The 12,547-nt window shown below is 34.0% G+C and carries 11 protein-coding genes and 1 pseudogene; 5 read left to right on the top strand and 7 right to left on the bottom strand.

Translation table 11 applies throughout. The features are described from left to right. Window positions 1-71: 71 nt before the first annotated feature. The 3 genes from ACZZZT_RS21015 (at window position 72) to yajC (ending at window position 2,714) form a co-directional block, all read left to right on the top strand. Entirely contained in the window at window positions 72-1,178 is a 1,107-nt protein-coding gene (locus ACZZZT_RS21015; protein WP_042566416.1) for a Glu/Leu/Phe/Val family dehydrogenase, read from the top strand. A gap of 228 nt (window positions 1,179-1,406) precedes the next feature. Continuing rightward, window positions 1,407-2,318, top strand: coding sequence for a transcription antitermination factor NusB (gene nusB, locus ACZZZT_RS21010; RefSeq protein ID WP_073394248.1), 912 nt, complete (start codon window positions 1,407-1,409; stop codon window positions 2,316-2,318). A gap of 120 nt (window positions 2,319-2,438) precedes the next feature. Next, the gene (yajC, locus tag ACZZZT_RS21005) at window positions 2,439-2,714 is read left to right on the top strand and encodes a preprotein translocase subunit YajC (protein WP_042566415.1); all 276 of its coding nucleotides are present in this window, start codon (window positions 2,439-2,441) and stop codon (window positions 2,712-2,714) included. A gap of 303 nt (window positions 2,715-3,017) precedes the next feature. On the opposite strand, the gene ACZZZT_RS21000 is transcribed toward yajC, so the two are convergent. From ACZZZT_RS21000 to ACZZZT_RS20980, 5 genes and pseudogenes are all read right to left on the bottom strand, one after another. Continuing rightward, window positions 3,018-3,605: a YdeI/OmpD-associated family protein gene (locus tag ACZZZT_RS21000; RefSeq protein WP_463461803.1), complete on the bottom strand. Its 588-nt coding sequence runs from the start codon at window positions 3,603-3,605 to the stop codon at window positions 3,018-3,020. A 1-nt stretch (window position 3,606) separates the two neighbouring features. Next, complete coding sequence (gene pepT / locus ACZZZT_RS20995; protein ID WP_463461802.1) at window positions 3,607-4,884, bottom strand: peptidase T; 1,278 nt, start codon at window positions 4,882-4,884, stop codon at window positions 3,607-3,609. A 228-nt stretch (window positions 4,885-5,112) separates the two neighbouring features. Beyond that, window positions 5,113-6,249: a formylglycine-generating enzyme family protein gene (locus tag ACZZZT_RS20990; RefSeq protein ID WP_463461801.1), complete on the bottom strand. Its 1,137-nt coding sequence runs from the start codon at window positions 6,247-6,249 to the stop codon at window positions 5,113-5,115. Window positions 6,250-6,349: 100 nt separating this feature from the next. Further along, window positions 6,350-7,245: pseudogene (locus ACZZZT_RS20985) on the bottom strand (DUF6515 family protein). A 174-nt stretch (window positions 7,246-7,419) separates the two neighbouring features. Beyond that, window positions 7,420-8,598 carry an OprO/OprP family phosphate-selective porin gene (locus ACZZZT_RS20980; protein WP_463461800.1) on the bottom strand — a complete coding sequence of 393 codons (1,179 nt, stop codon included), beginning with the start codon at window positions 8,596-8,598 and terminating at the stop codon, window positions 7,420-7,422. A 385-nt stretch (window positions 8,599-8,983) separates the two neighbouring features. On the opposite strand from ACZZZT_RS20980, the gene ACZZZT_RS20975 reads away from it, so the two are divergent. Then, window positions 8,984-10,018: a quinone-dependent dihydroorotate dehydrogenase gene (locus tag ACZZZT_RS20975; RefSeq protein ID WP_463461799.1), complete on the top strand. Its 1,035-nt coding sequence runs from the start codon at window positions 8,984-8,986 to the stop codon at window positions 10,016-10,018. Here the strand turns inward: ACZZZT_RS20975 and ACZZZT_RS20970 are convergent. After that, a complete protein-coding gene (locus tag ACZZZT_RS20970) occupies window positions 10,004-10,720 on the bottom strand; it encodes a DUF3307 domain-containing protein (RefSeq protein WP_463461798.1) in 717 nt (238 codons plus the stop codon). The genes ACZZZT_RS20975 and ACZZZT_RS20970 overlap by 15 nt on opposite strands. Continuing rightward, window positions 10,717-11,271, bottom strand: coding sequence for a hypothetical protein (locus tag ACZZZT_RS20965; RefSeq protein WP_463461797.1), 555 nt, complete (start codon window positions 11,269-11,271; stop codon window positions 10,717-10,719). The genes ACZZZT_RS20970 and ACZZZT_RS20965 overlap by 4 nt, the downstream gene beginning before the upstream one ends. Window positions 11,272-11,617: 346 nt before the next feature. Between ACZZZT_RS20965 and ACZZZT_RS20960 the strand changes: the two genes are divergently transcribed. After that, window positions 11,618-12,484 carry a hydroxymethylglutaryl-CoA lyase gene (locus ACZZZT_RS20960; protein ID WP_042566406.1) on the top strand — a complete coding sequence of 289 codons (867 nt, stop codon included), beginning with the start codon at window positions 11,618-11,620 and terminating at the stop codon, window positions 12,482-12,484. Window positions 12,485-12,547: the final 63 nt, after the last annotated feature.

Genomic DNA, 12,547 nt, shown 5'->3' with positions numbered 1-12,547 from the left:
GTGTATTTTTTGATTAAGTTTGAGAAGTCTTTTTGACAAATTCATAATTTTAACAAATAAATAGTAACGCTATGGATGCAACTTTCGCAACTGGAAAGGAACTTCAAAAAATGGATCCTGTTTTTGGTCAGTTATCTTTTGACGATCACGAACAAATTGTATTTTGCAATGACAAAGATACAGGTTTAAAAGCAATTATTGGTATTCATAATTCGGTTATGGGTCCAGCTTTGGGAGGTACTAGAATGTGGAATTATAATACCGAATGGGAAGCTTTAAACGATGTTTTGCGTCTTTCAAGAGGTATGACTTATAAATCTGCTATTACAGGACTTAATATTGGTGGTGGAAAAGCTGTCATTATTGGAGATGCTAAAACGCAGAAAACACCAGAATTGATGCGTAAGTTTGGTGAATTTGTTCACTCTTTAAGCGGAAGATATATTACTGCCGAAGATGTTGGAATGGAAACAAAAGATATGGACACTGTTAGAGACGTAACACCTTATGTTACGGGTATTTCTGAAGAAAGAGGCGGATCTGGAAATCCTTCTCCAATAACAGCTTACGGTGTTTATTTAGGAATGAAAGCGGCTGCAAAAAGCCAGTTTGGTTCTGATGTTTTAGATGGTAAAAAAGTTCTGGTTCAGGGAATTGGTCACGTTGGTGAAGCTTTGGTTGAATATTTAACTAAAGAAGGAGCGATCGTTACAATTGCTGATATCAACGAAGAAAAATTATACGAAGTAGCTCAAAAATACAATGCAACAATTTTTACAGGCGAAGATTTATATACTGCCGATGTTGATATTTACGCGCCATGTGCAATGGGAGCTACCATTAATGATGATACAGTAAACAAAATTAAAGCGAAAGTAATTGCTGGTGCTGCCAACAACCAATTAGCGGATGAAAATGTTCACGGGCCAAGATTGCAGGAAAGAGGTATTTTATACGCTCCGGATTTCTTGATTAACGCTGGTGGAATTATCAATGTTTATGCTGAATTAGAGCACTACGGAAAAGCCGAAATCATGACAAAAACCGAAAATATCTACAACACAACTTTAGAAATTATCGATTATGCCGTGAAAAACGGAATGACAACACATAAAGCTGCCCTTACAATTGCTCAAAATCGTATCGATTTGAGAAAAATTGAAAACAGCAAAAAATAATAAAGACAAGTTTTATTGTTGAGAGTCTCAGTCTCAGTCACAGTTTTTTGATGTATCAAAGGCTGCGACTGAAAACTGGGACTTTTTTTATATCGATTATGAATTACAGTTTTGAGATATTTTTATGGAATTAAATTTTAATATCGTCTCTTTAATTCTTATTTTTGCAAACTAATTTTTAAATGTTCTTACAAGGTGGTAAATAGAAGACACATACGCGTTAAAGTAATGCAATCCATTTATGCAATGCATCAAAGCGGTTCTGATAATATGGAAAAAGAAGAGAAGTTTCTTTTTTACAGCATTGATAATATTCAGGACTTATATCTTATAATGCTTTCTTCATTGATTGAAATTTGCAAAAAAGAATCTGTTTTTTTACATCTTTCAAGCAAAAAACATCTTGCAACTGCTGCAGAACGTAATCCGAATGAAAAATTTATCAAGAACAAAATTTTTCAGCTTCTTGCCGAAAGCAATTCCCTTAGTATTGCTTTAGAAAATCGTAAAATCAACAACTGGTCTTTAAATGACGATTATATCATTTTACTTTTAAATGATATTAAAGCGAGTGATTTGTATGCAAAATACATGAGCACAACAAAAAATACTTTTGAAGAAGACAGACAGTTTATAATTGATTTGTTTGCAGAAGTTATTGTTCCCAATGAGAAATTATATGAGTATTTAGAAGACGATAAATTAACCTGGGTTGATGACATTCCGGTTGTAAATACACATATTATCAAACAATTGAAAGCCATAAAAACCGAAGATCCTGACGATTTTAGAGTGCCAAAATTGTATAAAGATGTTGAAGATAAAGACTTTGCAAAAGATTTATTTAGAAGAACAGTTTTAAACGAATCTATTTTTGCAAAAGAATACGATGATAAAACGCCAAACTGGGACAGCGATAGAATTGCTGAAATAGATACAATTATTTTGAAAATGGCAATTTGCGAATTTTTAAAATTCCCGTCGATTCCGGTAAAAGTTACTCTTAACGAATATTTAGAAATTGCGAAAGAATATTCTACACCAAAAAGTAGTATTTTTATCAACGGAATTTTAGATAATCTGGTAAAAGAACTTGAAGCCAATAAAAAGATGGTAAAAGCAGGAAGAGGGTTGATGTAAAATTTTAAAAGAAATTCCAATCTTTTGAAATTCCAAATTCCAAAAATGTCACTCTGAGCTAAGTCAAAGAGTTAAAATAAAATATTAATAATAAATCAAATCAAAAACAGAAATTAAATTATGGGACAATTAACTCAATTTGCGCCATTTCTATTAATGTTTGTAGTGATCTATTTCTTCATGATCAGACCACAACAAAAAAGAGCAAAAAACGAAAAAGAATTTGAAAGCAGCCTAAAAGTAGGTGACAAAATAATTACTAAAAGTGGTTTTCACGGTAAAGTTGTTGAACTTGCAGAAACAACAGTTGTAATCGAAACAATGTCTGGAAAATTAAAATTAGAGCGTTCAGCTATTTCTTTAGAATTGAGCTCTGCTTTGAATAAAAAAGCTTAACGCTTTTTAAAATTCCAAATAAAATTTTAAATCCCAAATTCCAAATGGAGTTTGGGATTTTTTTTGTCTTGAAATTTTGCAAGTAACGTTACAAAGATTTTAAATTCATTGTATGAAAAAAACATAGCCCGTGGTTTCAACCACGGGTACACAATCATAGTCACAATTCCTATCCTCGTGGTTGAAACCACGGGCTATGTTTAGTAAGATTATGCATTTTTCTATACAAAAAAACCTTTGTCAAAGTTTTAAACTTTGACAAAGGTTGGAATTTGGAATTTTCTTATTTGAAATTTCTAAAACTTACCTGTATTTATCATTCAAACCAACATTCCCTAAAATCATCGGAATCACTTTCTCGATTCTTGTTAGTTTAGTTTTCTCTTGTTTGGCTGTTTCAATGTATTCTAAAAACTCATATTGTTTATAAGGCGCGAATTTTTGAAAAGCTTCTGCCAAAGCCGGATTCAAATCCATTTCCTTTTGCAGCAATTCAGAAACTATGGCTTCTTTCTTTGAAGGTTTTATAATTTTTCCCTGCTTTTCATTTTCGATAGCTTCCAGAATATATTCTAAAACTTCTTTTTCGTTTACTTGTTCTTTTGAAGTAAATCGCCATTGACGCATCGATTTCGTTTTGTCTTCCTGAGCGTTAATGAGTCTGTTTTTTTCATCTTTTAGAAATACTCCATTCAGGAACCAAATTGCAAAATAATCCTTAAAACCTCCAATCCCGATAACATTTCTCTTGTTGTAAACATAAATAGGAGCGCCCCATTTTATGGTTTCAACAAGCTCGGTTTTATCAATAATTGATTTTAGGAAAAGAAGTTCTTCTTCCCATTTATTGACTTTATCCCAAACATGTTTTTTGTCAGAAATTGGATCCAATTTATCTTTTGCTTTTAGGTTTTTCAGTTACATCAAAAGCACCCTGAATGGCTGTTAATTCCGCAATTTTTACAATTACTTCGGTTGCTTTCTGGATACTTTCTGCAGGAACATATTCGTATTTTCCGTGAAAGTTATGTCCGCCCGCAAAAATATTCGGACAAGGTAATCCCATGTAGGATAATTGCGAACCATCAGTTCCACCGCGAATAGGCTTAATGATTGGTTTGATGTTTAGTTCTCTCATTGCTTTTTCAGCAATGTCAACAATATATTTTACCGGAAGCACTTTTTCTTTCATATTATAATACTGATCTCTTACTTCAGCAGTTACAATATCTTCACCAAATTGTTTGGCGAATTTTTTGTTGATTTTCCTGGCAATTTTTCCAATTAAATCTTTTTCTTTTTCAAATTTAACTTTGTTGTGATCACGAATAATCAATTCTAAAACCGTTTCTTCAATGCTTCCTGTTAAATGATGAACATGAAAAAAGCCTTCATAACCTTTAGTTTCCTGTGGTGTTTCTCCTTTCGGAAGTTCGTTAATGAAATCATTTGCAATCAACATCGAGTTGATCATTTTTCCTTTGGCATAACCTGGGTGAACGCTTTTTCCTTTAAAAGTAATTTTGGCTCCGGCGGCATTAAAATTTTCGTATTCTAATTCACCAATCTGGCTTCCGTCCATTGTATAAGCCCATTGAGCGCCAAATTTTTCTACATCAAAATGATGAGCGCCACGACCAATTTCTTCATCTGGAGTAAAGCCAATTCTGATTTTTCCGTGTTTGATTTCCGGATGCTGAATTAAGTATTCCATTGCCGAAACAATCTCGGTAATTCCCGCTTTATCATCGGCACCAAGCAAGGTTGTTCCGTCTGTTGTGATAATGGTTTGACCTTTATATTGCAATAAATCTTTAAAGTAGTTGGGAGATAAAATAATGTTTTTCTCTGCGTTCAAAACAATGTCTTTACCGTCGTAATTCTCAATAATTTGAGGTTTTACATTTGCTCCGCTAAAATCCGGAGAAGTATCAAAATGCGAAACGAAACCAATTACGGGAACTTCGTGATCTACATTACTTGGCAAAGTTGCCATGATATAGGCTTTATCATCTATAGTTACATCTTGTAAACCAATTGTTTTTAGTTCTTCGACTAATTTATTGGCAAGATTCCATTGTTTTTCTGTACTTGGAGTAGTTTGTGAGTTTGGGTCTGATTCTGTATCAATTGTTACATAACTGATAAAACGATCTATAATATGCTGCATTTCTTTAATTTTTAGCAAATATAAGGAAAAAGAGTTCGTTACGAATTGCACGAATGTCTACTAATTTATGGTTGAAGGGTGAGATAAAAAAGTTCGCCACGAATTTCACGAATTAGCACGAATCATTTATAATTTAAAAATCCAATTTCACGAATTATATTTCATGAAACTGGATTTAAGTTTTATTTGTAGACACTTCTAATTAGTGAAATTAGTGGCAAAAAAACTTTACTGCACACATCTAAAACCAATATGATTTGCGGGAGATTGATAATCGCCTTTTCCACGTGTTCCTACCATGTAGCGGGAACAATATTGATCTGTGCATAAAAATGAACCTCCGCGTTGTACCTTTTTAAGTAAGCCTGGATCTGCGGGATCGTATGATTTTTCGGCACCTTTTGGGTTTTTGGTTACTTGTCCGCTTTCGCTTAAAGTGGCATAGTAATCAGGAGTATACCAATCATTTGTCCATTCCCATACATTTCCTCCAATATCATATAAACCATAAGAATTCGGTTCAAATTGTGCCGTTGGTGCTATACCAATATAACCATCTTCGCCGGTATCGCCTTTTTCAATAGGGAAATGTCCCTGATAAATATTTCCCTGAAACTTTCCTTTAGGTTTTAATGTATTTCCCCAAGCATATAATTGCCCTGATTTTCCGCCGCGAGCTGCAAATTCCCATTCGGCTTCAGTTGGTAGTCTTTTACCGGCCCATTTTGCATAAGCAGCTGCATCGGCATAAGAAACTTGCACAACAGGATATTTCTCTCTGCCAATAATAGAACTCATTGGTCCTTCGGGATGTCTCCAGTCGGCACCACCAACGTAGCTCCACCATTGCATGTAATTATTTAAATCTACAGTTGCCGGAGTAGGGGTGAAAACTGCCGATCCTGCTATTAAATTTTCTAATGGAGCATCAGGATATTCTTCGTGTGTTGGTTTTTTTTCGGCCAGCGTTACATAACCTGTGGCTTTTACAAAACCAGCAAATTGCTCGTTAGTAACTTCAGTTTGATCCATATAATAGCCATCAACATAAACCCTGTGAATTGGCGCGGCATCTTTTGTAACACCTTTTATGCTGCATAAACTTTCGTCTTCGACGTTACTTCCCATAGAAAATTCTCCTCCCGGAATCCAGACCATGCCTTTTGGTGCTTTGCCGGAAGGTTTATTTTTATTTTCAATGGTGGGTTTAAAAACAGATTCGCCAGTAGCATGCGGAGTTTCGGCACAATCTTTTGCTGCGGCTATTTCATTTTTTTCTTTTGGAATAATCTTAGTATAACCAAATGCAATAGAAATAATTGAAAGGGCTAGTATTGCAAATATCCAATAGGTTTTATTTTTCATATTAATCAATTTTAATTGAAAGTAATTGCAGGAAAACAATCTGGTCAAAGTTAAATAATTATTCTAGTTATTCTATAGGGTTAATAAAAATAAATATTTATTATTTATCTTCTTCAACCTGAACAACTTCGTATTTATCTTTTCCATCAACTTGTACGGGTTGGTAGTAGGTTTCTCCAAATTTTACATATTTTACATCTCCTATAGTGACTTCTTCACCGCCTTCGGGCAAGTTATCTACTAAGGTTCCGGCTGTTGGTGCAACAACTTTATAGGTGCTGCCGTCTTTTTCATAATACGTTCCACCGTAATAATAATTATTGACGGTTCCGGTATTTACAGTTTGGGCACCACTCGGAATATTATTTACAGTTCCACCAACCGGAGCTGGTACAGCGGTATAACCACCACTTGTCGAGGTATACCAAACTCCCTGATCATAATGATATTGTGTGCTTTCAACGCTTACTACAATCGCTGTAACAGCCAAAGTTGCTACAAAAATCCCCATGGATGCCAAACCGGACCCCAGTAAAATGGTCTGTATGGATGAAAGAAATAAGGATTGTAAGCATGATATCTATAGCCGCCATAAACGTAAGGAGGGCGCACATAAGGTCTTGGACCGGGTCTTACAACAGTATTACGGTTGTTGCGAACATGTACACTATTGTTTACATTAATATTTACATTGTTTCTGTTCACCGTATTACCACTAATATTGGTGTTTCTGTTGCCGCTATTATTGATGTTGTTTCTGGTTGCTGAGTTTCTGTTGGTAGTTGTATTTCTATTTCCAGCATTTGTGTTTGAAGTATTGGCAGGTCTCGTAGTTGTATTGGTTGATTTTCTAACACCAGAATTATTAGAGCCTGGCCTTGTTTGCGTTGCAGGTCTTGTTTTTACAGCTCCACCAGCTCGCTTTGTGCCGCCGTTGCCACCCACTCGTCGTTGTGCTAAACCATCAATAGAAATTAAGAAAAATGATCCAGCCATACATAGTAGTGCCGCTTTTTTTAGTGTTTTATTTATACTTTTCATTTTCAGTGTTTTATGGTGTATTAAAATTATTAAAAAAATAAGAATAATCGTAAAAGTTAAAAATCATTTTTAGTTTTTATTTATGCTATGTGATTGTAAATAAGTTAAATGCGAATTTTGTTTTGTGATTTATAGCGAAATATCCCATTGTATTCTAAAGCGCCAGCCTGCTTCTAACGGCAAGGTTTTATCCTGAAAACTAAAATAGCTAAACTCTGATGTAAGTTTGTTTTTATGGCCTTTAAAAAACCAGTTGAAAGCAATGGTAGTTTCATCCTGCAAATTTTGTCTAATTGAGTTGTCAGGTCTGTAGGCGGCATGTCTTCCTGCCATTTCCAAATGTTTTGGCCACCATTCAAAAGCATTGTGAAAAAAATAACCAAGCTGAGCATAATAACCTTTCATCGTAGTGGTTTTGTTATTGTCCAGTTTATCAATAATTTCTTTAGTATGCCATTCGCTTTGCCACGAAAATCCACGATACATAAAAGCACTTTCAAAATTCCATTGGTTAACGCGATATTGTCCCGGCGCTCCGTCCTCCAATCCGTCTAAATAACCGCCTCCGGATTGCGAAAACCTCGTATATGGACTTCGGTTTGTAATGGCAGAAAAAGCAATAATTGGTGTCGGTTTTTCGTGAAATTCTAAATCACTTCCTTCAAAATCAAGAAATCTTCCGAGAAAATTCCATTGAGCACGACCAAAATACATAAGGTTATTATCATCGTTTGAAGTATTTCCTCTTCCGGTTCCTGTTAAAGCTGCCGCCCAATAGTTAAAATCAGAAATTCCTTTTCCTTTCAGATGTCCATACACTTCAACTCCCATTTGTCTGTCTACCGTAAACGGACGATTGATTAAAGACCGGTCTACAGTTTGCTGCTCTCCGCTGCTAATAAAACGTTCCCGGGTAAACTCAACTTTCCATTGTCCTACTTTCAAGCTAAGCCATTTGTATTTTTCGACCATTATTCTAAAATCAAGCAAATTCGACTGACTCAATTCATATTCCCAATAATAATTGAGCCAGGGCTCAAAAGCATGACCGCCCACTTTTAACCTCGCGCGATTGATTTTAAAAGTCGTTTGTTTATCCTGACTATAATCGTCATATGTCAACGGATCCTGATCATTTGGCGTAGAAAACCGAAATTGTAAACGACTCTGAAGCTGAAAAAGAAATTTATTATCGTTGGTTCGTAATTCAATTCCTTTTTCGCCATATCTAAAATGAATGAGTTTGGTTGTATCTTTTATTTGTTGTGATAAGCCTGAAATACTTAATAATAACAGAATAACCGGCAAATATCTTTTAAAATGGCATATGATTTTAATGCTGATGTGCATAGGCTTGATGTAAGACTGTTATTCATTTAAATCAAACAATTCTGAAACAAGAATTTTCTTAGTGTTTCAAAATTAAGTATTAAAACTTCCAAAAGGCAGGCTTAAAGGCGCTACATTGTTTCATTTTATAACTTGCAACGTTAAAAGTTTCATTTTGAGTTTCTTTAAAAATCATCACAATTTTAAAAGTTAAAAATTTAATTATTTTGTAATTAACTGGTTATGATGTTTTTGGGTTTTTTGAGTTGATTTGAGACCCCTTATTTATTTGTTTTTATAAAAAAGAGTCATTTTCAAGTATTATAATTAAATTTGCAACCGAAAAAATAACACAACAACTCTTATGTATAAATTGATAATTCGCCCAATACTTTTTTGGTTTGATCCGGAAGAAGTACATTATTTTACTTTTTCATTTGTTAAATTCATTTCAAGAATTCCAGGAGTTTCATCAATTATAAAATCAATTTACGAAGTCAAAGACACCCGTTTAGAGCGTGAAGTTTTCGGAATTAAATTCAAGAATCCGGTTGGATTGGCTGCGGGATTTGATAAAGATGCAAAACTGTATAAAGAACTTTCAGATTTTGGTTTTGGTTTTATCGAAATAGGAACTGTAACCCCGGTTGGTCAGGAAGGAAATCCTAAAAAACGTTTGTTTCGATTAAAAGAAGATCAGGCAATTATTAACCGAATGGGATTTAATAATGGCGGAGTTCTCGAAGCTGTAGAGCGTTTAAAAAAGAATTCAAATGTTTTAATTGGTGGAAATATTGGAAAAAATAAAGTAACACCAAACGAAAATGCCGTTGACGATTATATCATTTGCTTTGATGCATTATTTGATCATGTTGATTATTTTGTGGTAAATGTGAGTTCGCCAAATACGCCAAATTTAAGAGCTTTACAAGATAAAGAACCTTTGACAGCTTTATTACAAACTTTGCAGAACAGAAATGTAGAAAAGCAAAAAACAAGCACTCAAAAAATAAAACCAATACTTTTAAAAATTGCCCCGGACTTAACAGACGAGCAATTATTAGATATTATTGATATTATAAAAACAACTCAAATTGCAGGTGTAATCGCTACAAATACTACTATTTCCAGAGACGGGTTGCAATCTCAAAATCAATCTGAAATGGGCGGATTATCAGGAAAACCGCTAACGCAGCGTTCTACAGAAGTGATTCGTTTTCTTTCTGAAAAAAGCAATAAAGCATTCCCGATTATTGGAGTAGGAGGAATACATTCTGCAGATGATGCTATCGAAAAATTGAATGCCGGAGCGAGTTTAGTGCAATTGTATACCGGATTTATTTACGAAGGCCCGGCGTTGATAAAAGCAATAAATAAAAAAGTTTTAAAACAATTGTAATAACAAGGCCTGTACAATAAGTCCGACAGTTATAGCAACGCCAAAACTTATTAAAGTGCCAATTAAAACATATTCGGTAAGTTTTCTGTCTTTGGCTTCTTTTAGATCTCCAAACCTAAAAATAGATTTAGCGGCCAATAAAAAGCCAATTGCTTCAAAATGCCCGGTTAATATAAAGCAAAATACAAATAAGCGTTCTAATATGCCAATGTAATTTCCTGCATTGGCTAGTGAATTATCCTGATTACTATCTTGACTTTCCGGACTCCAGATAGAAATAATGGTTTTAATAAAAATAGAAGTTGGTTTTGTAATAAATAAAAATCCAGTTATTAAAATCCAGAATTGATTATCAAACCAGATAAAATTGATGGTTTTGTTTTGATAGAGTAATACGATCGCAATTAAAACTAAAATATGTGCAATTTGATCTGCAATAAACCAAGTGCGTTTTGTTTTATTTTGTTGAAAATTGAGTTTGATTAAATCAATGATTCCGTGCGAAATTGCAATTAAAATAGCATAAGGAATAAAAGCAATCTCCCATACTAAAATCGCTGCCAGAATACCGTGTAAAAGAATATGAAAATATAAATAAATACTTTTATGTTTTTTGGCTTCTTTATCTGCAACCCACGAATTTGGCTGCCATATAAAATCGCCTAATAAATGTGCTAAAAGTAGTTTTATAAATAAAATCATGGCTTAAGTTCTTTTATTTGTGTTCTAAAATATCGATCTAAATTCATAATCAAATCAAACTGGGCACGTTTTTGTCTTCGGCTTACAGCGGCCTGATTAATGCCTAATTTCTGTCCCAGTTCTTCTTGTGATAAGTTTGGGTTTTCTATTGCAACGGCAACAAATTGAGCCGGTTGTGCAAGCCAGTTATCCATAAAAGTTAATGCCAGACGAAGCATTAAATTCATTTTTTCATCAAAAACAATATCTCCGGTTTTCAGAGCTAAAGTCACCTTTTGTTTTTTTAAAGTTTCAAAAAGTTCTCCCGAATTTATAAAGGCAGTTCCATTACTTTCGGATATTTTTTCGGCGTTATGCGTTTTATCTCCAAAACCAATACTCATTCTTGCATCAGATTTTAGGGCTCTTAGATGTGCTTTTATTAAAATAGCAGCCAATAAAGCTTCTTCAGGATTTTTGACTTCCACCTGAAATTCATCTCCTCTGTAAATCTCCCATTGAGCAGGCATTTCTCCAAACGGCGACAGGATTTTTTTAAATCCTCTACCCAATGTTTAGACTTTTGCTGTCTTGAACCAATTATGTCTCCTGTAATTACGCTTGTCATATTCAAATATAATTAAAAATTAATTAACTTATATATTACAAATATACGTAATAATTATTAATATTACTCTTTTTGGTAATATTAGTTATAATTACAATATTGTGTAATTGTTCGAACTCATGGAATATAGATTTTAGAAAAACTTAAGTTAAATGCCTTTTTAAAATATGGAAAATCTATGTTTCTATGTATTTAACTGGACTTTTACGATTGCATTCAGTGCTTAAGAAAATTATAACTTTTATTTCTTTAAAAAAGAAACTAACTTAGCCTTCACAAAAGAATAAACTTTGAATAAAGAAATCAAAATTATCGAATGTCCACGCGATGCCATGCAGGGTATCAAAACCTTTATTCCTACCAAGAATAAGGTTTCATACATACAAGCTTTGCTTAGAGTGGGTTTTGATACCATTGATTTTGGAAGTTTTGTTTCTCCAAAAGCGATTCCGCAAATGCAGGATACAGCCGAAGTTTTGGCACAGCTTGACTTGTCACAAACTACAAGTAAACTGCTGGCTATTATTGCCAATACACAAGGCGCTGCAATGGCATCAGAGCATGAACCTATTCAATATTTAGGTTTTCCTTTTTCTATATCCGAAAATTTCCAGATGCGAAACACACATAAAACCATCGCAGAATCTTTGGTTACATTGGAAGAAATTCTGGAAATTGCTGATAAGAAAAATAAAGAAGTGGTAACGTACCTTTCAATGGGTTTTGGAAATCCGTATGGAGATCCGTGGAATGTTGAAATAGTAGGAGAGTGGACAGAAAAACTGTCGACAATGGGTGTAAAAATCCTGTCACTTTCTGATACAGTTGGAAGTTCAACGCCGGAAGTAATCACCTATCTTTTTTCAAATTTAATTCCGAAATATCCTCAAATTGAATTTGGCGCACATTTGCATACCACTCCAAATAGCTGGTTCGAAAAAATTGAAGCAGCTTCAAAAGCCGGCTGTACTCGTTTTGATGGTGCTATTCAGGGCTTTGGAGGCTGTCCGATGGCTACAGATAAATTAACCGGTAATATGCCTACCGAAAAGTTAATTTCCTATTTTACTTCAAATAAAAAAACAACAGGACTAAATTCTTTAAGTTTTGAAAGCGCTTATAATGAGGCTTCAAAACTGTTTGGACAATTTCATTAGAATAAAAAGTAGTATATTTATTACTCAATTTATAATAAGTTACATCAAATTAGCGTTGTTTCT

This window comes from Flavobacterium sp. AC274 (assembly GCF_979258275.1).
Note: the sequence above shows the minus strand (reverse complement) of the source record. Positions and strands in the feature narration are given on the sequence as shown.